This window comes from Pseudomonas sp. Tn43 (assembly GCF_014192635.1).
Lineage (GTDB): Bacteria > Pseudomonadota > Gammaproteobacteria > Pseudomonadales > Pseudomonadaceae > Aquipseudomonas.
The window spans coordinates 407,762-433,525 of record NZ_JACHYG010000003.1 but is presented as its reverse complement, the minus strand read 5'-3'; the positions used below and the strand labels follow the sequence as shown (position 1 = coordinate 433,525).

Here is a 25,764-nt window from a genome sequence, read left to right as displayed (position 1 = left end):
CGAAACCGGATTGCCTGATTCCGACCTCCTTTCCTGTCATAGCGTCAGCCCCGGCTGACACCTGTTCGACTGCGTCTTTGCGTGGAATAAAAATAATGAACCAGCCTCAGTCTGCTGTAGGAAACTGCCTCGATGTGCAGTCCTTCATCAACACTCAACCCATTTCGCGCTACCAATGGCGGGTGGTGATTTTATGTTTCCTGATTGTTTTCCTCGATGGCCTCGACACCGCGGCCATGGGTTTTATCGCGCCGGCACTGTCTCAGGACTGGGGCATCGATCGCGCCAGTCTCGGCCCGGTAATGAGCGCGGCGTTGATCGGGATGGTCTTCGGCGCTTTGGGTTCCGGCCCATTAGCTGACCGCTTCGGGCGAAAAGTCGTATTGGTGGGCGCGGTGTTGGTGTTCGGCGGTTTCAGCCTGGCGTCGGCCTATAGCACCAACGTCGACCAATTGCTGGTACTGCGATTCCTCACCGGCCTGGGCCTGGGCGCCGGCATGCCGAACGCCACCACGCTGCTGTCCGAATACACACCGGAGCGCAAAAAATCCCTGCTGGTGACCAGCATGTTCTGCGGCTTCAACCTTGGCATGGCCGGGGGCGGGTTCATCTCGGCCAAGCTGATCCCGGCCTTCGGCTGGCACAGTCTGTTGATGATCGGCGGGATTCTGCCGTTGATCCTCGCTGTCGTCTTGCTGTTCTGGTTGCCGGAATCGGCGCGCTATCTGGTGGTGCGCAATCGTGGCACGGACAAGGTGCGCAAGGCCTTGGCGCCGATCGACCCGACGGTGGTGGCTCAGGCTTCGAGCTTCAGCGTGCCGGAACAGAAAACCGTGAAGGCGCGCAATGTGTTTGCGGTGATCTTCTCCGGCACCTACAGCACCGGCACGTTGTTGCTGTGGCTGACGTACTTCATGGGCCTGGTGATTGTTTACCTGTTGACCAGTTGGTTGCCGACACTGATGCGTGACAGCGGCGCGAGCATGGAGCAGGCGGCGTTCATTGGTGCGCTGTTCCAGTTCGGTGGGGTGTTGAGCGCAGTGGGTGTGGGCTGGGCGATGGACCGGTTCAATCCGCACAAGGTCATCGGCATTTTCTACTTGTTCGCCGGGGTGTTTGCCTACGCGGTAGGGCAGAGCCTGGGCAACATCACATTGCTGGCGACCCTGGTCCTGGTGGCCGGGATGTGTGTCAACGGGGCGCAATCGGCGATGCCGTCGCTGGCGGCGCGGTTCTACCCGACTCAAGGCCGGGCGACAGGAGTGTCGTGGATGCTCGGGATTGGCCGCTTTGGCGCGATCCTGGGTGCCTGGATGGGCGCAACGTTGTTGGGCCTGGGCTGGAATTTCGAACAGGTGCTGACGGCGCTGGTGATTCCGGCCGCATTGGCGACCACGGCGGTGGTGATCAAGGGCATGGTCAGCCATGCGGATGCGACCTGAGGTCAGGTGATGATCGTTCCCCGCTCCGCGTGGGAATGCCTCAACGGACGCTCTGCGTCCGCTTCTGGGACGCGGAGCGTCCCGGGCTGCATTCCCGCGCGGAGCGTGGGAACGATCGGCAAAGGAAATCGGTAGGGAAGTAACAATCTGTTCGATAAACGAACACTCAGTCGATTATCGGATTGTTTAGCGTTTTTCAGGGGCTTAACCTTCAGTCATTCCGGCGCCGAACCTCGCGCCTTTTTCTACCACTGTCGGTTCATAACAAAACGGGAGCCTGCCCCATGGCTGAAATCCTTTCGCTGCATGACGCGGTAAAGCAGTTCGTCAACGACGGCGATACCGTCGCGCTCGAAGGCTTTACTCACCTGATTCCTACGGCGGCGGGTCACGAAATCATCCGCCAGGGCAAGAAAGACCTGACCCTGGTGCGGATGACGCCCGACTTGATCTACGACCAGTTGATCGGTGCCGGTTGTGCTCGCAAGCTGATTTTCTCCTGGGGGGGGAACCCGGGCGTGGGTTCTCTGCACCGTCTGCGTGACGCGGTCGAAAGGCAGTGGCCGCATGCGCTGGAAATCGAAGAACACAGCCACGCCGACCTGGCCAATGCCTACGTCGCGGGCGCTTCGGGCTTACCCTTCGCGGTGTTGCGTGCTTACGCTGGCTCCGACCTGCCAAAGGTCAACCCGCTGATCAAAACCGTCACGTGCCCGTTCACCGGCGAAGTGCTGGCGGCGGTACCGTCGGTGCGCCCGGACATCACCGTGATTCACGCGCAGAAAGCCGATCGCAAAGGCAACGTACTGCTCTGGGGCATTCTCGGCGTGCAGAAAGAAGCCGCACTGGCCGCCAAGCGCTGCATCGTCACTGTCGAGGAAATCGTCGACGACCTCAATGCACCGATGAACGCTTGCGTGCTGCCGACCTGGGCCTTGAGCGCGGTCTGCCATGTGCCAGGTGGCGCGCATCCGTCCTACGCCCACGGTTACACCGAACGCGACAACCGCTTCTATCAAGCCTGGGACCCGATTGCCCGTGACCGTGAAACCTTCACCGCATGGATCAACGAGTACATCCATGGCTGCGCTGACTTCAGCGAGTTCCAGGCCAAACTGGCCGCTGCTTCGGAGGCCAAGTAATGACTTACACCACTAATGAAATGATGACCGTCGCTGCCGCCCGTCGTCTGAAAAACGGTTCGGTATGCTTCGTCGGCATCGGCCTGCCGTCGAAAGCCGCCAACCTGGCACGTCTGACTTCCTCGCCAGATGTCGTCCTGATCTATGAATCGGGGCCGATCGGTGCCAAGCCCAGCGTACTGCCGTTGTCGATCGGTGACGGTGAGCTGGCGGAAACCGCCGACACTGTCGTCCCGACCGGTGAGATCTTTCGCTACTGGTTGCAGGGCGGGCGCATCGACGTCGGTTTCCTCGGCGCCGCGCAAGTCGATCGCTTCGGCAACATCAATACCACCGTGGTGGGCGACTACCATCAGCCGAAAGTTCGCTTGCCAGGCGCCGGTGGCGCGCCGGAAATCGCCGGTTCCGCCAAGAGCGTATTGATCATCCTCAAGCAGTCGGCGCGCTCCTTTGTCGACAAGCTCGACTTCATCACCTCGGTCGGCCATGGCGAGGGCGGTGATTCGCGCAAGCGTCTCGGCCTGCCGGGCGCTGGACCGGTCGGCATCATTACCGACCTGTGCATCATGGAACCGGAAGCCGGCACCCATGAATTCGTCGTCACTGCGCTGCACCCGGGCGTGACTCGGGAGCAAGTGACCGCGGCTACCGGTTGGGCTGTTCGTTTTGCAGAACATGTTGAAAACACCGCCGAGCCGACCGAAGTCGAACTCAAGGCGCTCAGGGATCTGGAAGCCCGCACCGCAGCCGCCCACGGCCAAGCACCTGGAGAAGCCTGATGCGTGACGTTTATATCTGCGACGCCATTCGCACCCCCATCGGCCGTTTCGGCGGCGGCCTGTCAGCGGTTCGCGCCGATGATCTGGCTGCCGTGCCGATCAAGGCGTTGATGGCGCGCAACCCCTCGGTGGACTGGAGCGCGGTGGACGAGGTGTTCCTCGGTTGCGCCAACCAGGCTGGCGAAGACAACCGCAACGTGGCGCGCATGGCGTTGCTGCTGGCGGGCCTGCCGGAAACCATTCCGGGCGTGACCCTCAATCGCCTCTGCGCCTCAGGCATGGATGCGATCGGCACCGCGTTCCGCGCCATCGCCAGTGGCGAGATGGAGTTGGCAATTGCCGGCGGCGTCGAGTCGATGTCCCGCGCACCGTTCGTGATGGGCAAGGCGGATGCGGCGTTTTCGCGCAACATGAAGCTGGAAGACACCACCATCGGCTGGCGTTTCATCAACCCGTTGATGAAAGCCCAATACGGCGTGGATGCGATGCCGCAGACCGCCGACAACGTGGCTGACGATTACGAAATTTCCCGCGAGGATCAGGACGCTTTCGCACTGCGCAGTCAGCAGCGGACAGCCGCCGCGCAAGCCGCCGGATTTTTCGCCGAAGAAATTGTTGAAGTGCGCATTGCCCACAAGAAGGGTGAAAGTGTCGTCAATCAGGATGAGCATCCTCGCGCCGACACCACGCTGCAAACCCTGGCCAAACTCAAACCGGTCAATGGCCCGGACAAAACCGTCACCGCTGGCAATGCCTCCGGGGTGAACGACGGTGCGGCGGCGTTGATTCTGGCCTCGGCCGAAGCAGTTGAAAAGCACGGCCTGACCGCTCGCGCCAAAGTGCTCGGCATGTCCAGCGCCGGCGTTGCACCTCGGGTGATGGGCATCGGCCCGGTGCCAGCAGTGCGCAAATTGACCGAGCGCCTGGGCCTGGCGGTCAGCGATTTCGATGTGATCGAACTCAACGAAGCGTTCGCCAGCCAAGGCTTGGCGGTGTTGCGTGAGCTGGGGCTGGCGGATGACGCCGCCCAGGTCAACCCGAACGGTGGCGCCATTGCCTTGGGTCATCCGTTGGGTATGAGCGGTGCACGACTGGTACTGACCGCGCTGCATCAGCTGGAAAAAACCGGTGGCAAGAAGGGACTGGCGACCATGTGCGTCGGTGTCGGCCAGGGTCTGGCCTTGGCGATCGAACGGGTCTGACACCCAGCAGTAACTAACAAGAATTGAGGAAAGCGCAATGACTGACAAACCTGGTTACCGTCGCCCACAGGCGGGCACTCAGCCGGAATACCTGCACCCTCCTTATCAATCCACCAACCTGCGCTCGCCGTCCAAACCGTTGGTGTTTTTGCCTCATTCGCTGTCGGAAATCACCGGGCCGACTATCGGCGCCGAGCGCATCCAGGAGCAGGACAATGACCTGACTGCCCAGCACTCGGGCGAACCACTGGGTGAACGGATCATCATTCACGGCCGTGTGCTGGATGAAAACGGTCTGCCGGTGCCAGGCATTCTGGTGGAGATCTGGCAGGCCAACGCCGCCGGTCGCTACAACCATGCGCGCGACCTGCACGACGCACCGCTGGACCCCAACTTTACCGGCACCGGCCGCACCGTGACCGACGCCGATGGCTGGTATCAGTTCCAGACCATCAAGCCTGGCGCCTATCCGTGGGGTAACCATCACAACGCCTGGCGCCCGGCGCACATCCATTTCTCACTGTTTGGGCCGAGTATTCTCACGCGTCTGGTGACCCAGATGTATTTCCCGGGCGACCCGTTGCTGGCCTACGACCCCATCTACAACTGCGTGCCCGATACCAGCGCCAAAGAGCGCCTGATCGCCCGTTTCGACCTGGAAAAAACCATCCCTTCCTACGCCCTCGGTTATCGTTGGGACATCGTCTTGCGCGGCCGCGAAGCCACGCCGATGGAGAAATAAGATGACGCTGAACGCAACCACGTCCCACACCGTCGGGCCGTATTACCACATTGGCCTGACCTGGCTGAATCGCGAAGACCTGACCGTTGCGCAGACACTCGGCGAACGCGTGGCGATCACCGGGCAAGTCGTCGATGGCAATGGTGACTTCGTCAACGATGCGATGCTCGAAGTCTGGCAGGCCAATGCGGCCGGCAAGTACGACCACCCCGAAGACGATCAGGACAAACCCCTGGACCCGAATTTCGAAGGGTTTGGCCGGGTGCCGGTGGATGCGCAAGGGCGCTTCCGCTTTACCACGATCAAACCAGGCTCCGTGGAAGGCTTGAAAGGCACGACCCAGGCGCCACATTTGGTGGTGCTGGTGTTTGCTCGCGGGTTGGTCAAGCATTTGCTGACGCGGATTTACTTTGATGGCGAACCGGCCAACGTGGCGGACCCGTTACTGGAATGTGTGCCAGCCGAGCGGCGCAGCACCTTGCTGGCGAAGCGGGATGCTGCGGGTGTTTATCAGTGGAATGTGGTTTTGCAGGGGACGGATGCCGAGACGGTGTTCTTCGATTATTGAGTGAAAGCCGCAAACCTGTGGGAGCGTGGCTTGCCCGCGATAGCGTTGGGTCAGTCAACATTAATGTTGGATGTGAATCAGTCATCGCGGGCAAGCCCGCTCCCACAGGGATAGCATGGAACGGGATATTGCAATGCCTGTCTGGACTCGAAATGTTCACTGATACGTGTCGGCGAAGTATTTGCACCACGACCTTTGATTTCTACGCGTCGGCCTGACCGGCCCCACGCCTGCAAGGACTGTTTATGAACCAGCGACCGGGCAATCAATTGTTCGATGCCTACTTCACGACACACGACATGCGTGAAGTGTTCTGCGATCGGGGCCGGATTCAGGCCATGCTTGATTTCGAAGCGGCACTGGCTCGGGCCGAGGCGCGGGTTGGGCTGATTCCGCAGACGGCTGTGGCGTCTATCGAAGCGGCCTGTCGGGCCGAGCATTACGACTTCGCCGCGCTGGGTGAGGCGATTGCCACGGCGGGCAATTCGGCGATTCCACTGATCAAGGCGTTGGGCAAGCAGATCGCGAAGAACGATGCCGAAGCCGAGCGTTACGTGCATCTGGGCGCGACCAGCCAGGATGTAATGGACACCGGCCTGGTGCTGCAACTGCGCCGGGCGCTGGAATTGATCGAAGCTGATCTGGCGCAACTGGGGGAAACCCTCGCGACCCAGGCCAGGCGTTACGTCGCCACACCCATGGCCGGACGCACTTGGCTGCAACACGCAACGCCGGTCACCCTCGGCATGAAAATCGCCGGTTGGCTGGGGGCGGTGACGCGCAGCCGTCAGCGTCTGCGGGAACTCAAACCGCGCTTGCTGGTGCTGCAATTCGGCGGCGCCTCCGGCACCCTCGCGGCCCTTGGCGAACAGGCCATGCCAATTGCCCAAGCCTTGGCCGCAGAACTGCAACTGACCGTGCCGGATCAACCCTGGCACACCCAGCGTGATCGTCTGGTGGAGTTTGGCGCGGTGCTTGGACTGATCGCCGGCAGCCTCGGCAAACTCGGTCGCGATATCAGCCTGTTGATGCAGACCGAGGCCGGCGAAGTGTTTGAACCGTCGGCACCGGGCAAGGGCGGTTCCTCGACCATGCCGCACAAGCGCAACCCGGTGGGCGCGGCGGTGCTGATCGGCGCGGCGACGCGGGTGCCTGGCTTGCTTTCGACGTTGTTCAGCGCGATGCCGCAGGAACATGAACGCAGCCTGGGGCTGTGGCATGCCGAATGGGAAACCCTGCCCGAGATCTGCTGTTTGGTGTCAGGCAGCCTGCAGCAAGCGCTATTGGTGGCCGACGGACTGGAAGTGGACGCCGACCGCATGACGCGCAACCTCGACCTGACCCAGGGCCTGGTGCTGGCCGAAGCCGTGAGCATCGTGCTGGCGCAAAGGGTGGGTCGCGACACTGCGCACCATCTGCTGGAGCAATGCTGCAAGCGCGCAGTGGCCGAGCAACGTCATCTGCGCGCGGTACTTGGCGACGAACCGCAAGTGACTGCGCAGCTGTCGGACGCCGAACTCGATCATCTGCTGGACCCCGCCCATTACCTCGGTCAGGCCCATACCTGGGTCGAGCGAGCGACGGCTGAACATTTTGCGTTGATAGCTTGAAGGAGACTGCCGTGGCATTCGTACAACTCGCCGAGGGCGAACTGCACTACCAAATTCAAGGGCCGCAACTCGATGGACCGGCGGATGCGCCGGTGTTGGTGCTGTCCAACTCACTGGGCACCGACCTGCACATGTGGGATGCGCAGATCCCGGCGTTCAGCGAACACTTTCGCGTGCTGCGTTTCGACACCCGTGGTCATGGTCAATCATTGGTGACGCCGGGGCCGTACAGCATCGAGCAATTGGGCCGCGACGTGTTGGCGCTGCTGGATGCGCTGCACATCGAACGCGCGCATTTCTGTGGTTTGTCCATGGGCGGGTTGATCGGTCAATGGCTGGGGATCAATGCCGGTCAGCGTTTGAACAAACTGATCGTGTGCAACACCGCGGCGAAAATCGGCGACCCGTCGGTGTGGAATCCACGGATCGAAACCGTGTTGCGTGACGGTGCAGCGGCCATGGTCGCATTGCGTGATGCGTCGATTGCGCGGTGGTTCACCGCGGATTTTGCCGAGGCCAATCCGGCGGTGGTGAAGCGGATTACCGACATGCTCGCGGCAACGTCGCCTGAAGGTTACGCGGCCAATTGCGCGGCGGTACGTGATGCCGATTTGCGCGATCAGTTGTCTTCGATCAAGGTGCCGCTGCTGGTGATCGCCGGCACTGAAGACGCGGTGACGCCGCCGTCCGGCGGGCATTTCATTCAGGAACGTGTGCAGGGTGCCGAGTACGCCGAATTCAACGCCGCGCACCTGTCCAACGTCCAGGCTGGCGCTGCGTTCAGCGACCGGGTACTGGCGTTTTTGTCAGCTCATTAAGGGGATGGTTGTGGACGAGAAACAACGTTATGACGAGGGCCTGAACGTTCGCCGCGCTGTACTGGGCGATGCCCATGTCGACCGCAGCCTGAATGCACTGACCGAGTTCAACTCGGAGTTCCAGGAGATGATCACCCGCCACGCCTGGGGCGACATCTGGACCCGCCCCGGCCTGCCGCGTCATACCCGCAGCCTGATCACCCTCGCCATGCTGATCGGCATGAACCGCAACGAGGAACTCAAACTGCACCTGCGCGCCGCCGCCAACAACGGCGTGACCCGTGGCGAGATCAAGGAAGTGATCATGCAGAGCGCAATCTACTGCGGCATCCCGGCGGCCAATGCGACCTTCCACCTGGCTGAATCGGTGTGGGATGAGTTGGGGGTTGAGTCGCGGGAGTAACTGTCCACCCTTGCATCAGGTTGCACCCTGTTAACCGCCATCGCGAGCAGGCTCGCGATGGCGGTGGTCGATCTTGATCAACGCCCTGTGTGCAATCACACCGTCGCAACGATAAAGATCCGCTTGAAGGGAAACAACGTAAGCCCGTCGCTCTCCGGCGGGTAATGCGCATGCACGCGCATCAGGTAGTGGTACAGAAAGCGTGCCTTTTCATCATCATTCAACGCCATCAATACCGGTCGCAGGGCTGAAACCTTGACCCAATCGTAGATTGGCGAACGTCCCTCGACCACCTGTAATTCCTCGGTCTCCCAGATCTCCAGTTTTTGCGTGAGTGGCGTCAGCAAACGGTAATAGCCTTCCAGCGACAACAACGGTCTCGCCGCCATGGCCTGACGCAGTTGCGCGGTGCCCAAGGCGGTGTGGCCGGGACCGGCATCTTGGAGTGTGTCGAGCATCAATTGGTACCACGGCGCATCTCGCCAGTCGGGCATGTGCGCCGCCAGACAACCGCCAGGGTTGAGCAGGCGAAGAAGGCGCGGCAGCAGTTGTTCATGGTCGCTGATGAAGTGCAATACGGCGGCAGCGAACAGCAGATCGGCCGAGTGTGCCGGCGCCCAGTCGAGCAGATCACATTGCTTCCACAGCGCCTTGATGGGCAGGCACCGGGCTTCCTGCAGCATTTGTCCGGAACTGTCGATGCCCTGCAAACGGGCTCGGGGCCAACGCTTTGCCAGCAGTTGAGTCGCGATACCGGTGCCGCAACCCAAGTCGTAAATATACTTGGGCTTTTTCAGTTCAACCCGGTTGAGTAACTCATTAACAGGGCGTTGTCGAAGGCGGAAGAATTGCTGGTAGGCCTTGGCGTCCCAATGGGTATTCTCGGGAGCCATTGGCTCTCGTCGTGTGAGCATGAGGAAGTCCTCTGTGTCCATGAGGCTGACCAACTATCGCTGCGGATTCTTACCCACCTCTGTCCGACTTTTTTATGTCGCGATAGATGCCGTTCCAAAGCCTGATGCGGTGTTCGATAGCCTCGATGGCGGCGCTCAACGCTTTTTCCCGCAGGTCGGGCGTCGTGATCAATCGGGACAGCATTTTTTGCGCCCCAGGGCCATGGTCGCCGCTGTCCACTTCAATGTGTCGATTCAGGTAATGAATAAACTTGGGGGCCTGACTTTGGGTGATCCCCCAATTGTTCAACAATGTCTGAAACATGTCGGGTATCGGGTCTTCGCGGCCAAAAAGAAAACTGCTGGCCACTTCTGCAGTGGATGCCTTGCGGGCCGTTTTAAGGGTGTGTCTGACAAACGTCTGGACGTACGCCGGAACACGAGCCTGAGTCAGGGCCTGCGGTAGCGAAAAAGAGTGGGCGAATTGATGCATGAACATCTCGATTCGCTCGGTGGGCGCACTGACTTCCGCCATTGCATCCAGGTACAAATGGAAATGACTGGCTGGGTGGCCATTCAGATCGATATCCGATTCTTCGCCAGTAATGATTTCATTGATCAGACGAGCGCAGTCGGCATGCTGTACCGGCATCCATGGAATTTGCGTGCAGGTGAGGTCACGTTGCAGTCGTTTGGCCAGGCTCATGAAGTCCCAGACTGCAAAGACATGGCGACTCATGAATAACCTGACGTGTTCGATTGAACGAATGGCCGCATACAGTGGATGTTGGGCCAGCCGGTATTGATAGGGTTCGAGTTCTGTTTCAAACATGATTGCATCCCTGCATGAAATTATCTGAGCCACTCTCAGATAGCGTCTTGTTGCTGGCGAATATCTGTAAAGAGCCGTGACCATGCTTTGGGTGACGGCAGCATGAGGCCGGTATCTTTCTTGTAGATCCGCCATTCATCGCCAAATATTGCTTCAAGACGTTTGTCCATGTGCCACGTGCCTATGTACATATAGATCGTCGCACCGACTGAAAAGAGCAGGGTGTCGTACGTCATGATCGGGTGGGCCCAGAAAAAGAACATCAAGAACGTATGATGGGGAAAACGGATGTAACGTTTGATGCCTTGAATATGCAGCCGATAGGGCTCGGGAGATTTTCTTCCTCTAAGACGGGCAATTAGCTGGTGAGCGCCGAGCCATTGCCAAAATGTCGAGGTATACCGGAAACAGTAAATGGTCAGGCCCAACAGCGTGACCATCGATAATGCGGCGAAATGAAACAGTGGGCTGCCCGGTATCAATACATAAATATAGTGCCCGGACGGTTGCCAATAAAGAATGCCCAGAATCAGCGTGGCCGCAGAAAATACACACATGCCGATATTCCAGCTCCAGGCGGGAAATATTTTTTCATATAGATTCATTGCCGGTTTTGTGGTCAGGCAAGAATGGACTAATCCATAAGAAGCCATAATCAATAAATCGATCTGCCACCAGTTCATAGTGTCTACCTTCCATGGTTAAAAGCCGTTGGATACTTCGAAGGTCAGACTCTAGAAGTCCAAGGCGCAGGCGTCTACTGGCAGAACTAACAGGCGTTAAGTTGCTTTGATAATAAAATGACTTTCATTTTGTTATAACGACTCGGCAACCGCTTCCTTGCGGCTTATTTCGCTGATTCAGGAGGAACCTGATGAACGCCTCACAACAAATTGATCGGGTAGCTGACAATCAACCGGTTCTCGTCGAATTCGTTGTTGCTGAAGTCGCGACGGATGGTTGAATTGCGCCATTTGAGATTGAGGTTTTTGAGGGTGCCGCTCTGCACGGTATAGGCCAGTTCGCTTTCGCGGCCCCATTCCTTGCCATCGCTGGTGGTTGCGGTGTGTACGTTGTCGCCGCTGATGTAGCGGTTCATCAACGTCAGGCCCGGCACGCCGAGGGCGGCGAAGTTGTAGTCGTGGCGCAATTGCCAGGATTTTTCCTTCGCGTTGTCGTAGCTGGCGTTATAGCTGTCGTTGGCCAGCGTGCCGCCGCTGGTGCCGTTGACCCGCATCCAGGCGCTGTCACCGGTCAGTTTTTGCAAGCCGACGTAGAACGTGTTGCCGCCATATTTGGCCGAGAACAGGCCCGACCAGGTCTTGTTGTCCAGCTCGCCGGCCCGGGCGCTGCCGTCATCCTTGCCGTAGAAAAACCCCAGATTGGCGCCAAATGTCCAGTCGCCCAGCGGTTGGGTATGGGTCAGGTTGACGTATTGCTGGCTGTAGATGTCCTTGAGTTCAGCGTTCCACACGCCGATCTGGGTGCGTGTGCCATTGAAGGCATATTCCCCACCCTGAAAGTTGAAGCGGTCTGAGGTGAACGCCGTTTTACCGCTCATTGACATGTCATTCATGCTGCTGTCATCGCGCGGGCTGTTGGCGCGGAACTGGCCGCCGTAAAGGGTCAGGCCGTCGATTTCCTTCGAGGTGATCTGGCCACCCCGGAACGTTTGCGGCAGCGAGCGACCATCGTCCGAACGCAGGATCGGCAGCACCGGCATCCATTCGCCGACCTTCGCTTCGGTGTGCGACAGCCTGGCCTTGAACGCCACGTTGGTTCGACCGAAATTGTCTGCCGGGCGACCATCGTGGTCCAGCGGCAACAACTGCGTACCACCGGTGCCTTTGCCGCCGTCGAGCTTCACCGAATACAAACCCAACACGTCCATGCCAAATCCGACGGTGCCTTGGGTGAACCCGGATTTGGCATCGAGGATGAAGCTTTGCGTCCACTCTTCAGCCTTGCCCTGGCTTTTGGTCGGGTTGGTGAAATTACGGTTGATGTAGAAATTACGCAGGTTCAGGTTGACCTTGGCACCTTCGACAAAACCGGCTTCCTCGGCCATGGCGGGCAGAGCCGCAGTGGCCAATGCGATGGCGATCAGGCTGGGAACGAAATACTGCGCGGTGAAAGGGGGCATGGGCTGGGGTCTCTCTAATTCTTGGGGATGAAACGGGGCGGTGCCGCAACGTTCGGGTTGCAGACATAAGATGTCGAATTCAGAAAAACGGGGGCGAAGTCAGCCGGACAGGGCAGGGCGCGGGGACATGGTGTCGAACCTGTTGTTATTGGTTTTGTGCGACAGATGGTGAGGGAAAGGAACTGAACGGTTCAATCGGCGAGGGCGGGTTTTGGGCGATTATCGAACATAAGATTGATCGTGGTTTTGTAGTGTCGGGACCGGCCCCATCGCGGGCAAGCCCGCTCCCACAGGGTCCGTATCGAACACAAATTCTGTGAGCCCGCTGAACCTGTGGGAGCGGGCTTGCCCGCGAAGGGGCCTGTCGGCTAATGCACCTTTTCCCGCCGCCAACAAAAAGCCCACCAATCGGTGGGCTTCGTGTTTTTACCGCGCTATCAGAACAACTTCATCTTCGGCGCTTCTTCTTTCAACGGCTCGTTCTTCGCCGTCTGTTCATTCCAGCCACCACCCAACGCTTTATACAGATTGACTGCGCTGGTCAGCTGCGCCAGACGGTCGGTGATCAGCGCTTGTTGGGCACTGAACAGCTGGCGCTGGGCATCGAGGAAGGTCAGGTTGCTGTCGACACCGATACGGTAGCGACGCTCGGCCAGACGGTAGTAGTCCTGGTTGGCGCTGACGAAGTCACGCTGAGCCTGCAACTGCTCGGTGTAGGTCTGGCGAGCGGCCAGGCCGTCGGCGACTTCCTGGAAGGCCGTCTGAATGGATTTCTCGTAGTTGGCCACGCCGATGTCTTTCTGGATTTTGGAGTAATCCAGGCTGGCGCGCAGGCTGCCGGCATTGAAGATCGGCAGGTTGATTTGCGGCTGGAACAACCAGGTGCCCGAACCACCCTTGAACAGACCGGACAGGTCCGGGCTCAGGGAGCCGGCATTGGCGGTCAGGCTGATGCTCGGGAAGAACGCAGCCCGTGCCGCGCCGATATTGGCGTTGGCAGCCTTGAGGTTGTACTCGGCCTGAAGGATGTCCGGACGACGTTGCAGCAAGTCCGACGGCAGTCCGGCCGGCACTTCGCTCAGCACGTCGTCCGACAGTGGCTTGGCCGCTTGCAGATTGGCCGGGATACCGGTGCCGAGCAGCAGCACCAGGCTGTTTTCATCCTGGGCGACCTGACGGGTGTATTTGGCCAGTTGCGCGCGGGCGTTTTCCACCGAGGTACGCGACTGGGCCAGATCCAGCGCCGAGGCGACACCCACTTCGTTGCTGCGCGAGGTGAGCTTGTAACTCTCCTCGTAGGCGCTGAGGGTTTCCTGGGTCAGTTTCAACAGCTCTTTATCAGCCTGCCAGGTCAGGTAGGCATTGGCCACACTGGCCACCAGGCTGATTTGCGTGCTGCGGCGTGCTTCTTCAGTGGCGAAGTATTTCTGCAAGGCTTCTTCGCTCAGGCTACGCACTCGACCGAACAGGTCGAGTTCATAGGCGCTGATGCCGACGGTGGCAGAATAGGAACTGCTGATGTTCGCTTCGCCGGTTTGCGAGGCCCGCTCCGGAACTCGCTGACGGCTGCCGCTACCGGTGGCCGAAACGGCCGGGTACAGATCGGCACGCTGAATGCGGTATTGAGCCGCATAAGCGTCGATGTTCAGCGCCGCGACACGCAGGTCGCGGTTGTTCTCCAGTGCGGTCTGAATCAGCTGTTGCAGCGCCGGGTCGTGGAAGAACTGTTTCCAGCCTTGTTCGGCCGCAGCCTGGCCAGGCGCCTGGGCCGGCGAATACGCCGGGCCTTGCGGGTATTGGCCCGCCACCGGAGCTTCAGGCTGCTGATAATCGGGTATCAGCGAGCAGCCGCTCAGCACGAAGGCCGCGACTGCGATGGAGAGTAGCGACTTGCTCATTAGCCAGCCTCTTTAGATGGTTCAATGGCGTCATCCTGGTCGGCGACTTTGCGCTGGCCCATGGACGACACGGTGACAAAGAACAAGGGGACCCAGAAGATCGCCAGCACAGTCGCTGTGATCATACCGCCAATCACACCGGTACCGATCGCATGCTGGCTACCCGAGCCGGCGCCCGTGGAAATGGCCAGCGGAACCACACCGAGCACGAACGCGAGCGAGGTCATGATGATCGGTCGCAGTCGCATCCGGCAGGCTTCGATCGCAGCATCGCGCAGGCTGCGTCCTTGCTCATGCAGTTCCTTGGCGAACTCGACGATCAGAATGGCGTTTTTCGCCGCCAGACCGATCGTGGTCAACAGCCCCACCTGGAAGTACACGTCGTTGGACAGGCCACGCATGCTGGTGGCCATCAGCGCACCGATAATCCCCAGCGGTACCACCAGCATCACCGCGATCGGGATCGACCAGCTTTCATACAGCGCCGCCAGACACAGGAATACCATCAGCAACGACAAGGCGTACAACGCGGGCGCTTGCGAACCGGACAGACGCTCTTCGTACGACAAGCCAGTCCAGGAAATACCGACACCGGCCGGCAGTTTCCTGGCCAGGGCTTCGACTTCGGCCATCGCTTCACCAGTGGAATAGCCTGGCGCCGGGGCACCGAGGATTTCCATCGCTTCCACGCCGTTGTAACGGGCCAGTTTCGGCGAACCGTAGATCCACTCACCCTTGGCGAACGACGAGAACGGGACCATGGTGCCGGCGCTGTTGCGCACGTACCACTTCTTCAGGTCCTCGGGGCTCATGCGAGCACCAGGCAAGCCCTGGATGTAAACCTTCTTCACGCGACCACGGTCGATGAAGTCGTTCACATAGCTACTGCCCAGGGCAATCGACAGGGTGTTGTTGATGTCGGTGAGGGTCACGCCCAGGGCGCTGGCTTTCTCATCGTCGATTTCCAGCTGGTATTGCGGCTCGTCGTTCAGGCCGTTAGGACGGACCTGCGACAGGACTTTGCTTTGCGCTGCCATGCCGAGGAACTGGTTACGGGCTTCCATCAGTTTCTCGTGACCGATACCGGCGCGGTCCTGAAGGAACACGTCGAAACCGGTGGCGTTACCCAGCTCCAGTACCGCCGGTGGCGCGAAGGCAAATACCATCGCATCACGGAAGGTAAAGAAGTGCTGCTGGGCACGGGCCGCGAGTTTGAACACGCTGTTGTCGGCGTTACGTTCTTCCCATGGCTTGAGCATGATGAACGCCATGCCCGAACTCTGGCCTCGGCCGGCGAAGTTGAAGCCGGTCACGGTAAACACCGAGGCCACGGCATCGCCTTCACCGCCCTCCGAGCTTGGACGCAGCAGGAATTCGCGCATTTCGTCCACGACCACTTGCGTGCGCTGGGAGCTGGAACCGGCCGGGGTTTGCACTTGTGCAAACAGTACGCCCTGGTCTTCTTCGGGCAGGAACGCCGTTGGAATACGGGTGAACAGCCAGATCATGCCGACCACAATGATCAGGTACGCCAGCAGGTAGGGAGCCTTGTGCGTGAGTATATTGCCCACGCTGCGCTCGTAGCTTTTGACGCCACGGTCGAAACTGCGGTTGAACCAGCCGAAGAAGCCGCGTTTCGGCGTGCCGTGCTCACCTTTCGGTATCGCCTTGAGCATGGTTGCGCAAAGCGCCGGGGTGAAGATCAACGCCACCAGTACCGACAAGGCCATGGCCGAAACGATAGTGATCGAGAACTGCTTGTAGATTACACCGGTGGAACCACTGAAGAACGCCATCGGCAGCAGTACCGCCGATAGCACCAGGGCAATACCGACCAGGGCACCCTGGATCTGCCCCATGGATTTCTTGGTGGCCTCCTTGGGTGACAGGCCTTCTTCGCTCATGACCCGTTCGACGTTTTCCACCACGACGATGGCATCGTCCACCAGCAAGCCAATGGCCAACACCATACCGAACATGGTCAGGGTGTTGATGCTGAAGCCGAACGCCGCGAGGATCCCGAACGTACCCAGCAATACCACCGGCACGGTCATCGTGGTGATGACGGTGGCGCGGAAGTTTTGCAGGAACAGGAACATCACCAGGAACACCAGCACGATCGCTTCGACCAGGGTTTCAACCACACCCTTGATCGACTCGGTCACCACCGGGGTGGTGTCGTACGGGAACACCACTTCCATCCCTTCCGGGAAGAACGGCTTGAGGGTGTCGATGGTATTGCGCAGGGCTTTTGCGGTGTCGAGGGCGTTGGCGCCGTTGGCCAGTTTCACCGCCAGACCGGAAGCCGGGGCGCCGTTGAACTGGGCGCTGACCGAGTAGTTTTCGCCACCCAGACCGACTTCCGCAACGTCGCCGACACGTACTTGCGAGCCGTCCTTGTTGACCTTCAACAGAATCGCCTTGAACTGCTCGGCGGTCTGCAGACGGGTCTTGCCGATGATCGTCGCGTTCAGTTGCTGGCCGGGCAGGGCAGGCAAGCCGCCGAGTTGACCGGACGAGACTTGGACGTTCTGCGCCGCGATGGCGGTTTTCACGTCTACCGGAGTCAGGTTGAAGTTGTTCAACTTGGCCGGGTCCAGCCAGATCCGCATCGCGTACTGGGCACCGAAGACCTGGAAGTCACCGACACCGGCCGTGCGCGAAATCGGGTCCTGCATGTTCGACACGATGTAGTTGGACAGGTCGTCCTTGGTCATGCTGCCGTCGCGCGACACCACGCCGATGACCAACAGGAAGTTTTTCACCGACTTGGTCACGCGGATGCCCTGTTGCTGCACTTCTTGTGGCAGCAGCGGGGTGGCCAGGTTCAGCTTGTTCTGGACCTGAACCTGCGCGGTATCGGAGTTGGTGCCCTGCTCGAAGGTCGCGGTAATGGTCATGTTGCCGTCGGAGTTACTTTCCGAGGAGACATAACGCAGGTTATCGATACCGTTGAGCTGTTGCTCGATCACCTGCACCACGGTGTCCTGCACGGTTTGTGCAGACGCGCCCGGGTAGGTCACGGAAATCGCAATGGCTGGAGGGGCAATGCTCGGGTATTGGTTGATCGGCAGTTTGAGGATCGATAGAGCCCCGACCAGCATGATCACCAGGGCAATCACCCAGGCGAAAATCGGGCGGTCGATAAAAAATTTCGACATGGTTTACTCCCCTTTGCCGCCGACAGCTGTGTTAGCTGCCTGTACGGGGGCCGGGCTCTTGGCGCCAACGTTGGTGGCTTCAGTGGCTTTGACTTCAACGCCAGGTTTGACGAATTGCAGCCCTTCGGTGATCACGCGATCGCCTGCCTTCAGCCCGTCTTCAATCAGCCATTGGTTACCGACGGTGCGGCTGGCCTTGAGCTGACGCAGTTCGACCTTGTTGTCTGGACCCACGACCAGCGCGGTCGGAGAGCCTTTGAGGTCGCGGGTCACGCCTTGTTGCGGGGCCAGAATCGCCGCGCTGTCCACACCGGCCTGCAACTTCGCGTGAACGAACATGCCCGGCAGCAGGGTGTGATCAGGGTTCGGGAACACGGCACGCAGCGTTACGGAGCCGGTGGTCTGGTCAACCGAAACTTCGGAGAACTCGAGCTTGCCGTCCAGCTGGTACTGGCTGCCGTCTTCGAGCGTCAGCTTGACCGCGGCGGCATTGTCGCCAGCCTTTTGCAGACGACCGCTTTCCAGTTCGCGGCGCAGCTCAAGCAGCTCCACCGAAGACTGGGTGACGTCGACATAGATCGGGTCCAGTTGCTGGATAACGGCCATGGCGTCGGTTTGGCCATTGCTGACCAATGCGCCTTCAGTCACCGACGAACGGCCGATGCGACCGGAGATCGGTGCGTAAACCTTGGTGTAGCGCACATTGATCTGGGCGCTTTGCAGGGACGCTTCCGATTGCAGGCGGTTGGCCAGCGCGGTGTCGTATTCCTGGCGGCTGACAGCCTGTTCGTCCACCAGTTGCTTGTAGCGGTCGGCGATCGATTTGGTCGAACGCAGGTTGGCTTCGGCGCTTTTGAGGGTCGCGTCATAGACCGAGGGGTCGATCTGATAAAGCTGCTGACCGGCCTTGACGTCGCCGCCTTCCTTGAACAGTCGCTTGAGAATGATGCCGTTGACCTGTGGGCGAACTTCGGCGATGCGGAACGCACTGGTGCGCCCCGGAAGTTCGGATGTCAGGGTGAAGGCTTGAGGTTGCAGGGTTACGACGCCGACCTGAGGTGCTGGTGCGGCAGGTGCCGCCTCTTCCTTTTTACATCCGCTGAGCAGCGATGCCAGGGCGACGGCAGTAACCAGAGCGGTAACAGCTGGCTTGAATTGCATGAAGATCCTCGGTCAGGCGCGCAATTGCGCACAAGAAAGGTGGAAGGTTAAAAAAATTTAGCCGGGTAGATAAGTAGCTTGCTAAGTAATATACTTACGTTCACGGTTGTTTGTAAAGGCTTTGGCGATGTATCCACACGGTTACAAAAGCCATCCAAAGGTTCGCGAGCGCTCACCCACTTTCCTTCAGCTGATATTCCGATTTCGCTGAAGCTCCCTTGATTGAGGTTTTACTGCCATGGTCCGTCGTACCAAAGAGGAAGCTCAAGAAACCCGAAGCCAGATACTCGAAGCGGCAGAAAAAGCCTTTTTCGAGCGGGGCGTGGCCCGCACGACACTGGCCGATATCGCTAACCTGGCCGGTGTGACTCGTGGGGCCATCTACTGGCATTTCAGCAACAAGGCGGATCTGCTGCAGGCGATGCTCGATACCTTGCATGAGCCGCTGGATGAAATGGCCAAGGCCAGTGAAAGCGAAGATGAACTCGATCCGCTGGGCTGTATGCGCAAGCTGTTGATTCATCTGTTTCATCAAGTTGCCCTGGACCCGAAAACCCGACGCATCAATGAGATTCTGTTCCATAAGTGCGAATTCACCGATGAAATGTGCGACCTGCGCCAGCAGCGCCGGACGGTCAGTCTCGATTGCAATGTGCGAATCGCGCTGGCCCTGAGTAATGCGGTGAATCGCGGGCAGTTGCCGAAAGACCTCGACACGGCCCGCGCGGCCATCAGCCTGCATGCGTACATCGATGGCATTCTGTATCAGTGGCTATTGGCTCCCGACAGTTTTCAACTGCACACCGAAGCCGAGCGCTGCGCCGATACAGGGTTGGATATGCTGCGCTTGAGTCCCAGCCTGCGCAAATGAAACAAAATGCGTAATTGGATCCGGTTGTGTCAAGGTTTGAAGCGAGGAGATGTCTTCGCTTCATTCGCCTTTTTGTAATGGGGTGCTTTTATATAGGGACGTTCGCCGAGTTGATAGGTAGCGAGCTACGTATTTTGTAGGAGTTTTGTGTCGAGTGTGTGAATGAGTGTTAACAACCCCGGGTACAAAGGCGCCGAGCAGCCAATCAAGGGCATCGCACTGATTTGCCTGGCGGTGTTGTTATTCGCCAGTCACGATACGTTGTCCAAATACCTGTCCGGGTTTTATCCGATCGTGATGGTGGTATGGGCACGCTACGTGGTGCACACCGTGTTGATGCTGATGATTTTCGTGCCACGCACTGGTTTTTCAGCGGTGGTGCGCACCAAACGGCCCGGTTTGCAATTGCTGCGGGCCCTGTGCCTGATTGGCACCAGCCTGTTTTTCACCACCGGTCTGCGATACATCCCCTTGGCCGAAGCCACGGCCGTTAACTTCCTTGCGCCATTATTAGTGACGGCGCTGTCGGTGCCGTTGCTGCATGAGGGGGGACGCGTAACCAATGGCTGGCGGTGCTGGGTGGGTTTGTTGGCGTGCTGATCGTCGTACGGCCTGGTGGTGCGCTGTTTACCCCGGCGATTTTGCTGCCGCTGTGTTCGGCGTTGTGTTTTGGCTTCTATCAATTGGTCACCCGCCTGCTCAGCGGTATCGACAGCCCGACCACCAGTAATTTTCTGACCGGTATTCTCAACAGCCTGGTGATGACTGCGTTGGTGCCGTTTTTCTGGAGCACGCCAACGTGGCTGCACGGCCTGTTCATGATCGGGCTGGGCACTTGCGGCATGCTCGGTCACATGTTGTTGACCCAGGCCTTCCGCCATGCGGCGCCGGCGATGCTGGCACCGTTCAGTTATGGGCAGATCCTGTTTGCGGGGATGTATGGGTATTTGATCTTCGACCATACCCCGGACAGCTTCGGCGTGATCGGTATCACGGTGATTTGCCTCAGTGGTCTTGCGGTCGCCTGGGGACAGCGCAAGCGCTGACAAGATCTGAGCTGCCGAAGGCTGCGACCTTTTGATCTTCCAACGCAAAAGCCCCGGCTCTTTCGAGACGGGGCTTTTGCATTTCAACGGCAGATGTTTACAGCGCCGGGTAGTCGATGTAACCGACCGGACCCTTCGCATAGAACAGTTCCGGACGTGCTTCATTCAACGGCGCATCGGCCTTCAAACGTGCTGGCAAGTCCGGGTTGGCAATAAACGGTACCCCGAATGCCACTGCATCAGCCTTGCCGCTGGCCAGCCACTCGTTGGCGCTGTCCTTGGTAAAGCGTTCGTTGGCGATGTATGGGCCACCGAAGGCTTCTTTGAGTTGTGGGCCGAGGCTGTCGCCGGCTTCTTTCTCGCGCGAGCAAATGAAGGCGATGCCACGCTTGCCCAGTTCACGAGCGACGTAAGTGAAGGTCTCGGACAGGTTGTCGTCGCCCATGTCATGCAGATCGGCACGTGGTGACAGATGCACACCCACGCGGCCCGCGCCCCAGATTTCGATGGCGGCATCGGTGACTTCCAGCAACAGGCGTGCACGGTTTTCCAGGGAGCCGCCATAGTTGTCGGTGCGCTGGTTGGTGCTGCTTTGCAGGAACTGGTCGAGCAGGTAACCGTTGGCGCCGTGGATTTCCACACCGTCGAAACCGGCAGCCTTGGCGTTTTCGGCACCGACGCGGTAAGCGTCGATGATGTCGGCGATTTCTGCGGTTTCCAGGGCGCGCGGGGTCGGGAAGTCGGCCAATGGGCGCACCAGGCTGACATGACCTTTAGGCTGGATGGCACTCGGCGCGACCGGTGCTTCGCCGTTCAGGTACAAGGGATGGGAAATCCGGCCCACGTGCCACAGTTGCAGGAAGATTTTGCCGCCCGCGCCGTGGATGGCTTTGGTCACGTTACTCCAGCCGCGCACCTGGTCGTTGGACCAGATCCCGGGGGTATCCGGGTAGCCCACGCCGATTGGCGTCACCGAAGTCGCTTCGCTGAGGATCAGGCCGGCCGAGGCGCGCTGTACGTAGTACTCGGCCATCAGCGCGTTTGGCACACGGCCTTCATCGGCGCGGCAACGGGTCAGTGGCGCCATGATGATGCGGTTGGCCAGCTCGAGGTCACCCAGTTTGATCGGATCGAAAATAGTCGTCATGAAATAGCTCTCTTTTAGCGATCAGTTAGTAGCGGGGGCCAGTTCGGCATTGCCGCCCTGACGGAAAGTGATCAGGGTCACCAGCAGGGCGAGTACCGCCAGTGCCGCTGCCGCGAGCGGTACGCTGGTGAGGCCGAAGCCATGGGCGATGACGCTGCCGCCGACCCAGGCGCCGAGTGCGTTGCCGACATTGAAAGCGCCGATGTTGAGGGTCGATACCAGGTTTGGTGCCGCCTTGCCGTAGGTCACAACATTCACTTGCAGCGCGGGTACGGCGGCAAAGCATGCGGTGGCCCAGAGGAACAGGGTGATTTCGGTCGGGATCACGGCAATGCTGGTCCAGGTCAGCACGGTGGACACCACCGCCATGGCGACGAACACCCCGATCAGCGTCGCGGCCAGGCTTTTGTCTGCCAGCTTGCCGCCGATGATGTTGCCGACCGTCAGGCCCAGACCGATGAGCATCAAGGTCCAGGTCACGCCGCGGGGCGAAACCCCAGTGACCTCGCCCAACAGCGGGGCCACATAAGTGAACAAAGTGAAGACCGAGGCAGCGAACAATGCCGTCATGCTCAACGACAACCAAATGCCGGCGCCTTTAAGGGCGCGCAGCTCGGCGCGCATGTCGAGTTTTTCTTCATCGCGCTTGGCCGGCAGGAAGCGGATCAGGCCGATCAGTGCAATCACGCCGATCACGGTCACCGCCCAGAAGGTCGAGCGCCAGCCGGCTTCCTGACCGAGCGCGGTGCCCAGCGGCACGCCGAGCACGTTGGCCAGGGTCAGGCCGGTGAACATCAGGGCCACGGCCGATGCACGTTTGTTTGCTGGCACCAGACCAGCCGCCACCACCGAACCGATGCCGAAGAAAGCACCGTGGCACAGCGCGGTGACCACCCGGGCAAACATCAAAACGTTGTAGTCACTGGCCAGGGCACAGAGCAGGTTGCCGATGATGAAAACTCCCATCAACGCTACCAAAGCGGCCTTGCGCGGCAGTCTGGCGGTGGCCAGTGCCATGAACGGTGCACCAATAGCCACGCCCAGGGCGTAACCGGTCACCAGCCAGCCTGCGCCGGGGATCGACACTCCAAGGTCGGCCGCCACCTCGGGTAGCAGGCCCATGATGACGAACTCGGTGGTGCCAATGGCGAAGGCGCTCAAGGCCAGAATGAGTAGCGAGAGGGGCATTGTCAGTTCCTTGTCGGAGCGCTGAGCTCCTTGACGATGGCGTCGAGGAACGCCTGAATCACGTCCTCGTTGCGTTTGAAAAAGTGCCATTGACCGGCTTTCTGGCTGCTGATCAGTCCGGCCCGTTGCAAAGTTGCCAAATGGGCGGACACGGTCGACTGCGACAGGCCGCAGCGTTGATCGATCTGTCCGGCGCAGATGCCGTACTCATGGTTGTGGAGCTGTTCCGGGAACTGGACCTTGGGGTCTTTCAGCCAGATGAGGATGTCTCGGCGTACTGGGTGTGCCAGCGCTTTTATTATTTCGTCGAGGTCGATGGTCATGGTGTGGGCTCGTGATGAGTAAAACGCTATATCGCGATGAGGCGAACTTTAAATCGGTACTTCGCGATATACCAATATGATTTTGGTCTGATGACCGCATGAATCGGTATATCGGGTTATAACGATATGGATGACGCAGTGCTAAGCTGCGCGCATGAACTATCTCGCACATCTGCACCTCGGTGGCCAGCGCCCCGGTCAACTGCTCGGCAGTCTGTATGGCGATTTCGTCAAAGGGCGGCTGCAAGGGCAGTTCGATCCGGAGATCGAAGCGGCCATTCAGTTGCATCGCAGCATCGACGTGTTTACCGATCGCCATCCGCAGGTGGACATCGCCCTGTCACGGTTTTCCATCACTCGCCGGCGGTACGCCGGCATCGTGCTCGATGTGTTTTTCGACCATTGCCTGGCGCGGGACTGGATGCGCTATGCCGACCGTCCGCTCGCACAATTCACTTGCGACGTGTACCGGGTGTTGTCCGCCGAATCGCAGTTGCCGGAGCGCCTGGCGAAGATTGCGCCGCACATGGTGGCCAATGATTGGCTGGGTTCATATCAGGAGTTCGAAGTGCTTGAGCAGGTATTACGAGGGATTTCGCGCAGGTTGACCCGGCCCGAGGAACTGGCCGGCGCGATGCAGGAATTGCGACGGTTGTATGAACCGCTGAGCGAGGATTTCCGGTTGTTCTATCCCGAGTTGCAGGCATTCGCGCAGAATCGGTAACACACATCCCCCTAGGAGCGAGGCTTGCCCGCGAAGAGGCCCTTGAGGGCGCCAAAAGCTTCGCGGGCAAGCCTCGCTCCTACAGAAGCAGATGCAGAAGCAGATTCAGGCAGCGATCAATTCGCCGGCACGCCGTGGCTCGGCAGGTTTTGCGACTTCACCGAACAACGCCTTCTGCACTGCCTGCTGCGCTTCGAACGCCAGCGCCGCACGTTCCCGGTTCTGGCACTCGATCGGCTTGAGCAGGTGAATCTCCACCTCGCCCCGATCATTGGCGAACAAGCGCATCAGGTGTGAGAGCAAATCATCCTCGCCAATGAACGGTGCCAGGGTATCGAGCTCGCCATTGCGCAGATAACGAATCGCCACCGGTTGCAGCGCCACTTCGGAATCGATCGCCGCGGACAGCAAACGACCATGAAACGTACGCAGCGAGCGGCCGTCGGTGGTGGTGCCTTCGGGAAACATCAGCAGCGGGTGCTCTTGTTCCAGATGGCGGGTCATCTGTTTGCGGATCAACTGACTGTCGCCTGAACCACGACGAATGAACAGGCTGCCAGCCTTGGCGGCCAACCAGCCCGCCACCGGCCAGGTGCGCACTTCGGCCTTGGACAGGAACGACAACGGCGTGAGCATGCCCAGCAATGGAATATCGGTCCAGGACACGTGATTGCTGACCCAGAGCATCGGCGCCTGTGGTAATTCACCATGGACGGTGACGCGGAAGGGCAGGGCATTGCTCAGCCGCGCCATGAAAAACCGCGACCAGCGCTGGCGACGAACCATCGAATGGGCCATTCCCAATCGCTCGAACAACCCGAACACACTGGCCATGCTCAAACCCAGCGCCACCACCAAAAGCACTCGCGCGATTCGCGCATACACCCGCAAGCGGCTCATTACACAGCCGCCTTGAAGTGCTTGGCGTAACGTGGGCAGAGCTCGTCACGCTTGAGCAGGATGAACACGTCGGCCACCTGGAAGTCTTCGTCCCAGCACGGCTCGCCGCAGATTTTAGCGCCCAGGCGCATGTAGGCCTTGAGCAGCGGCGGCATTTCGGCGATGACGTTGGACGGAATATCCAGCCTCGGCAGTGGCTTCTTCGGTTCGGCGCGCAAGTATTCGGTGCACAGGTAACGTTCGCGCAGGCGCTGCATGATCGCGTGGGCCTGGATGCCGCCATCCTGCATCGGAATGCTCGCGCACCCCATCAGATAGCTGTAGCCGCCCTGGTTCAGCACGTCGGCCAGTTCACCCCAGAGCACGGCGATAGTGCCGCCGTTGCGGTAGGCCGGGTCGACGCAAGTGCGACCGATTTCCAGGATCGGGCCTTTCAAATGAACCAGACCATGCAGGCGGAATTCTTCTTCGCTGTAGAACTTGCCCAGGCTGCTGGCCGCTGTGTGATCGAGCAAACGGGTGGTCGCCACCAGGCGCCCGGTGTTCAAGTCACGCACGCCGATGTGGGCGCAGTGAACATCATAGTCGTCCATGTCCAGGCCCAGCTCCGCGCCTTTCAGCTTGGCGTTGAATTCGCCGCTGAATACGGTGAAGCGCAAGGCCTGGGCTTCCTGCAACGCCTCGGCGCCCACCAGGCGTTCGGCTTGCAGGCGGCGTTCATTGCCGGTGTCGCTGATGCGGGCGATCTGAGTCATTGTGAGTCTCCGTACG

23 protein-coding genes and 1 pseudogene are annotated in these 25,764 nt (G+C 59.6%); 12 read left to right on the top strand and 12 right to left on the bottom strand.

Translation table 11 applies throughout. The annotated features are described in order from the left end of the window. Positions 1-95: 95 nt before the first annotated feature. From FHW68_RS10575 to pcaC, 9 genes are all read left to right on the top strand, one after another. Positions 96-1,442: an MFS transporter gene (locus FHW68_RS10575; protein ID WP_095632378.1), complete on the top strand. Its 1,347-nt coding sequence runs from the start codon at positions 96-98 to the stop codon at positions 1,440-1,442. A 284-nt stretch (positions 1,443-1,726) separates the two neighbouring features. Continuing rightward, positions 1,727-2,584, top strand: a complete 858-nt coding sequence (locus FHW68_RS10570) for a CoA transferase subunit A (RefSeq protein WP_007903838.1) — start codon at positions 1,727-1,729, stop codon at positions 2,582-2,584. Continuing rightward, on the top strand, positions 2,584-3,363 hold the full coding sequence (locus FHW68_RS10565) for a CoA-transferase subunit beta (protein ID WP_095632377.1): 780 nt from the start codon (positions 2,584-2,586) through the stop codon (positions 3,361-3,363). The genes FHW68_RS10570 and FHW68_RS10565 overlap by 1 nt, the downstream gene beginning before the upstream one ends. Next, positions 3,360-4,565, top strand: a complete 1,206-nt coding sequence (gene pcaF, locus FHW68_RS10560; protein ID WP_177409325.1) for a 3-oxoadipyl-CoA thiolase — start codon at positions 3,360-3,362, stop codon at positions 4,563-4,565. The genes FHW68_RS10565 and pcaF overlap by 4 nt, the downstream gene beginning before the upstream one ends. A gap of 37 nt (positions 4,566-4,602) precedes the next feature. Then, positions 4,603-5,307 carry a protocatechuate 3,4-dioxygenase subunit beta gene (gene pcaH / locus FHW68_RS10555; protein ID WP_095632375.1) on the top strand — a complete coding sequence of 235 codons (705 nt, stop codon included), beginning with the start codon at positions 4,603-4,605 and terminating at the stop codon, positions 5,305-5,307. 1 nt (position 5,308) lies between these two features. After that, entirely contained in the window at positions 5,309-5,875 is a 567-nt protein-coding gene (pcaG, locus tag FHW68_RS10550) for a protocatechuate 3,4-dioxygenase subunit alpha (RefSeq protein ID WP_183680321.1), read from the top strand. Positions 5,876-6,120: 245 nt separating this feature from the next. Further along, positions 6,121-7,485, top strand: coding sequence for a 3-carboxy-cis,cis-muconate cycloisomerase (locus FHW68_RS10545; protein WP_183680319.1), 1,365 nt, complete (start codon positions 6,121-6,123; stop codon positions 7,483-7,485). A gap of 11 nt (positions 7,486-7,496) precedes the next feature. After that, on the top strand, positions 7,497-8,303 hold the full coding sequence (pcaD, locus tag FHW68_RS10540; RefSeq protein ID WP_095632372.1) for a 3-oxoadipate enol-lactonase: 807 nt from the start codon (positions 7,497-7,499) through the stop codon (positions 8,301-8,303). 10 nt (positions 8,304-8,313) lie between these two features. Continuing rightward, positions 8,314-8,706 carry a 4-carboxymuconolactone decarboxylase gene (gene pcaC, locus FHW68_RS10535; protein WP_017336845.1) on the top strand — a complete coding sequence of 131 codons (393 nt, stop codon included), beginning with the start codon at positions 8,314-8,316 and terminating at the stop codon, positions 8,704-8,706. 95 nt (positions 8,707-8,801) lie between these two features. Here the strand turns inward: pcaC and FHW68_RS10530 are convergent, their stop codons facing one another. From FHW68_RS10530 to emhA, 7 genes are all read right to left on the bottom strand, one after another. Continuing rightward, positions 8,802-9,620: a methyltransferase domain-containing protein gene (locus FHW68_RS10530; protein ID WP_183680317.1), complete on the bottom strand. Its 819-nt coding sequence runs from the start codon at positions 9,618-9,620 to the stop codon at positions 8,802-8,804. 49 nt (positions 9,621-9,669) lie between these two features. Further along, positions 9,670-10,431 (bottom strand): DUF3050 domain-containing protein, encoded by a 762-nt coding sequence (locus FHW68_RS10525; RefSeq protein WP_095632370.1) that lies wholly within the window; start codon positions 10,429-10,431, stop codon positions 9,670-9,672. Positions 10,432-10,466: 35 nt separating this feature from the next. Then, entirely contained in the window at positions 10,467-11,114 is a 648-nt protein-coding gene (locus FHW68_RS10520) for a hypothetical protein (RefSeq protein WP_095632369.1), read from the bottom strand. Positions 11,115-11,314: 200 nt separating this feature from the next. After that, positions 11,315-12,574, bottom strand: a complete 1,260-nt coding sequence (locus tag FHW68_RS10515) for an OprD family porin (RefSeq protein ID WP_183680315.1) — start codon at positions 12,572-12,574, stop codon at positions 11,315-11,317. A gap of 437 nt (positions 12,575-13,011) precedes the next feature. Next, the gene (gene emhC, locus FHW68_RS10510; protein ID WP_183680313.1) at positions 13,012-14,472 is read right to left on the bottom strand and encodes an efflux RND transporter outer membrane subunit EmhC; all 1,461 of its coding nucleotides are present in this window, start codon (positions 14,470-14,472) and stop codon (positions 13,012-13,014) included. Then, complete coding sequence (gene emhB, locus FHW68_RS10505; RefSeq protein WP_095632366.1) at positions 14,472-17,633, bottom strand: efflux RND transporter permease subunit EmhB; 3,162 nt, start codon at positions 17,631-17,633, stop codon at positions 14,472-14,474. The genes emhC and emhB overlap by 1 nt, the downstream gene beginning before the upstream one ends. Positions 17,634-17,636: 3 nt before the next feature. After that, positions 17,637-18,794, bottom strand: a complete 1,158-nt coding sequence (gene emhA / locus FHW68_RS10500) for an efflux RND transporter periplasmic adaptor subunit EmhA (RefSeq protein ID WP_183680311.1) — start codon at positions 18,792-18,794, stop codon at positions 17,637-17,639. Positions 18,795-19,032: 238 nt separating this feature from the next. Here emhA and emhR point away from each other — a divergent pair, with 238 nt between their 5' ends. Further along, positions 19,033-19,665 carry an efflux system transcriptional repressor EmhR gene (gene emhR / locus FHW68_RS10495; RefSeq protein WP_095632364.1) on the top strand — a complete coding sequence of 211 codons (633 nt, stop codon included), beginning with the start codon at positions 19,033-19,035 and terminating at the stop codon, positions 19,663-19,665. A 162-nt stretch (positions 19,666-19,827) separates the two neighbouring features. Beyond that, positions 19,828-20,711 (top strand): annotated as a pseudogene (locus tag FHW68_RS10490) (DMT family transporter). A gap of 97 nt (positions 20,712-20,808) precedes the next feature. Here FHW68_RS10490 and FHW68_RS10485 read toward each other — a convergent pair. Genes FHW68_RS10485 through FHW68_RS10475 form a run of 3 tightly spaced genes read right to left on the bottom strand, consistent with a single transcriptional unit; the run spans position 20,809 to position 23,369 of the window. Next, positions 20,809-21,858 carry an alkene reductase gene (locus tag FHW68_RS10485; RefSeq protein ID WP_038979272.1) on the bottom strand — a complete coding sequence of 350 codons (1,050 nt, stop codon included), beginning with the start codon at positions 21,856-21,858 and terminating at the stop codon, positions 20,809-20,811. Between the two features lie 21 nt (positions 21,859-21,879). Continuing rightward, the gene (locus tag FHW68_RS10480) at positions 21,880-23,046 is read right to left on the bottom strand and encodes an MFS transporter (RefSeq protein ID WP_095632361.1); all 1,167 of its coding nucleotides are present in this window, start codon (positions 23,044-23,046) and stop codon (positions 21,880-21,882) included. Between the two features lie 2 nt (positions 23,047-23,048). Then, positions 23,049-23,369, bottom strand: coding sequence for a helix-turn-helix transcriptional regulator (locus FHW68_RS10475; protein ID WP_030132713.1), 321 nt, complete (start codon positions 23,367-23,369; stop codon positions 23,049-23,051). 154 nt (positions 23,370-23,523) lie between these two features. On the opposite strand from FHW68_RS10475, the gene FHW68_RS10470 reads away from it, so the two are divergent. Beyond that, the gene (locus tag FHW68_RS10470) at positions 23,524-24,093 is read left to right on the top strand and encodes an ACP phosphodiesterase (RefSeq protein WP_095632360.1); all 570 of its coding nucleotides are present in this window, start codon (positions 23,524-23,526) and stop codon (positions 24,091-24,093) included. A 105-nt stretch (positions 24,094-24,198) separates the two neighbouring features. On the opposite strand, the gene FHW68_RS10465 is transcribed toward FHW68_RS10470, so the two are convergent. Continuing rightward, positions 24,199-24,993 carry a 1-acyl-sn-glycerol-3-phosphate acyltransferase gene (locus FHW68_RS10465; protein WP_183680309.1) on the bottom strand — a complete coding sequence of 265 codons (795 nt, stop codon included), beginning with the start codon at positions 24,991-24,993 and terminating at the stop codon, positions 24,199-24,201. After that, entirely contained in the window at positions 24,993-25,748 is a 756-nt protein-coding gene (gene olsB / locus FHW68_RS10460; RefSeq protein WP_183680307.1) for an L-ornithine N(alpha)-acyltransferase, read from the bottom strand. Before olsB ends, FHW68_RS10465 begins: the two co-directional genes overlap by 1 nt. Positions 25,749-25,764 lie beyond the last annotated feature (16 nt).

What these genes read in the sequence shown, in the direction of transcription:
- FHW68_RS10575 (WP_095632378.1), top strand. Translation starts at nt 96, where the DNA reads ATGAACCAGCCTCAGTCTGCTGTAGGAAACTGCCTCGATGTGCAGTCC.
- FHW68_RS10570 (WP_007903838.1), top strand. Translation starts at nt 1,727, where the DNA reads ATGGCTGAAATCCTTTCGCTGCATGACGCGGTAAAGCAGTTCGTCAAC.
- FHW68_RS10565 (WP_095632377.1), top strand. Translation starts at nt 2,584, where the DNA reads ATGACTTACACCACTAATGAAATGATGACCGTCGCTGCCGCCCGTCGT.
- pcaH (WP_095632375.1), top strand. Translation starts at nt 4,603, where the DNA reads ATGACTGACAAACCTGGTTACCGTCGCCCACAGGCGGGCACTCAGCCG.
- pcaG (WP_183680321.1), top strand. Translation starts at nt 5,309, where the DNA reads ATGACGCTGAACGCAACCACGTCCCACACCGTCGGGCCGTATTACCAC.
- FHW68_RS10545 (WP_183680319.1), top strand. Translation starts at nt 6,121, where the DNA reads ATGAACCAGCGACCGGGCAATCAATTGTTCGATGCCTACTTCACGACA.
- FHW68_RS10530 (WP_183680317.1), bottom strand. Translation starts at nt 9,620, where the DNA reads ATGCTCACACGACGAGAGCCAATGGCTCCCGAGAATACCCATTGGGAC.
- FHW68_RS10525 (WP_095632370.1), bottom strand. Translation starts at nt 10,431, where the DNA reads ATGTTTGAAACAGAACTCGAACCCTATCAATACCGGCTGGCCCAACAT.
- FHW68_RS10520 (WP_095632369.1), bottom strand. Translation starts at nt 11,114, where the DNA reads ATGAACTGGTGGCAGATCGATTTATTGATTATGGCTTCTTATGGATTA.
- FHW68_RS10515 (WP_183680315.1), bottom strand. Translation starts at nt 12,574, where the DNA reads ATGCCCCCTTTCACCGCGCAGTATTTCGTTCCCAGCCTGATCGCCATC.
- emhC (WP_183680313.1), bottom strand. Translation starts at nt 14,472, where the DNA reads ATGAGCAAGTCGCTACTCTCCATCGCAGTCGCGGCCTTCGTGCTGAGC.
- emhB (WP_095632366.1), bottom strand. Translation starts at nt 17,633, where the DNA reads ATGTCGAAATTTTTTATCGACCGCCCGATTTTCGCCTGGGTGATTGCC.
- emhA (WP_183680311.1), bottom strand. Translation starts at nt 18,794, where the DNA reads ATGCAATTCAAGCCAGCTGTTACCGCTCTGGTTACTGCCGTCGCCCTG.
- emhR (WP_095632364.1), top strand. Translation starts at nt 19,033, where the DNA reads ATGGTCCGTCGTACCAAAGAGGAAGCTCAAGAAACCCGAAGCCAGATA.
- FHW68_RS10485 (WP_038979272.1), bottom strand. Translation starts at nt 21,858, where the DNA reads ATGACGACTATTTTCGATCCGATCAAACTGGGTGACCTCGAGCTGGCC.
- FHW68_RS10480 (WP_095632361.1), bottom strand. Translation starts at nt 23,046, where the DNA reads ATGCCCCTCTCGCTACTCATTCTGGCCTTGAGCGCCTTCGCCATTGGC.
- FHW68_RS10475 (WP_030132713.1), bottom strand. Translation starts at nt 23,369, where the DNA reads ATGACCATCGACCTCGACGAAATAATAAAAGCGCTGGCACACCCAGTA.
- FHW68_RS10470 (WP_095632360.1), top strand. Translation starts at nt 23,524, where the DNA reads ATGAACTATCTCGCACATCTGCACCTCGGTGGCCAGCGCCCCGGTCAA.
- FHW68_RS10465 (WP_183680309.1), bottom strand. Translation starts at nt 24,993, where the DNA reads ATGAGCCGCTTGCGGGTGTATGCGCGAATCGCGCGAGTGCTTTTGGTG.
- olsB (WP_183680307.1), bottom strand. Translation starts at nt 25,748, where the DNA reads ATGACTCAGATCGCCCGCATCAGCGACACCGGCAATGAACGCCGCCTG.